Genomic DNA, 781 nt, shown 5'->3' with positions numbered 1-781 from the left:
GACGCTACCTCTAGTGGTATCCGGTCATGTCAGTTCCGGACGCAGCGCCTCACTGCTGTCGCTCCTCGCGAAGCTGGTCGATCAGGGTGGTACTCGGTGCGTGATCATTTGCCACCAAAGCCGCGCACCAAGCGCGCGACACCAACTGCAGATCGGCGTCAATCGCTTCGATATCGCGCATGTCCGAATGCTAAGCCGAGGCAGCGCTTCGCTCACTTCACCCCGGCGAACGGCGCAGATTCTTTATCTCGAAGGTGACTGATCGCTGGCGTAAGACCACCGACTTTATGCGGCCGTCAGCATCGGTTTGAGGCAGATCGTCGTCGGACCGGCCTGACGTCGCTGGGATTCGCTAGTGAGATGAAGCCGTGTCTGCGCTGCGTCGAGGCTAGTACATAGTGAATAGCGGCCAACGGCGTCCGCCCGTAATTTTCTACCCATGCGAGACCTCGCGACCATCGATGGCGAATCCGCCTGGTGACGCGAGCGCGCCTAGCGGCTCGATAACTCTGCGACGGCATTCCAGTACCACATTGATCGATCAGGCGCTCGACGAGCGAACGGCGGCAAATTGCACCGCAGCGTCGGCTTGAACCGGCGTGGAGAGGTTACCAGCGGGGTAGCGTCATAGCTGCTCCAGAAGAACAGGGTGCGGTTTTACGGGCGGTGCAATGCAGCTGAAATGGATTAGCGTTGCCGGTCTGATCGCCAGAGCTGGCGGTGACCCATGGGCGATCAACCAGAGCTTGCAGGCCGGTAGCCCTTTTCAGATCTCTCAACT

At 59.8% G+C, this 781-nt stretch carries 1 protein-coding gene; it reads right to left on the bottom strand.

Features of this window, described 5'->3' with window-relative positions:
* Positions 1 to 49 precede the first annotated feature (49 nt).
* Positions 50 to 181 (bottom strand): hypothetical protein, encoded by a 132-nt coding sequence (locus tag A5622_RS30445; RefSeq protein WP_255361663.1) that lies wholly within the window; start codon positions 179 to 181, stop codon positions 50 to 52.
* Between the last annotated feature and the right edge of the window lie 600 nt (positions 182 to 781).

Origin of the sequence: Mycobacterium sp. 1245801.1 (assembly GCF_001673055.1) — a bacterium.
Lineage (GTDB): Bacteria > Actinomycetota > Actinomycetes > Mycobacteriales > Mycobacteriaceae > Mycobacterium > Mycobacterium europaeum_A.
This window is presented reverse-complemented; position numbering and strand designations above follow the sequence as displayed.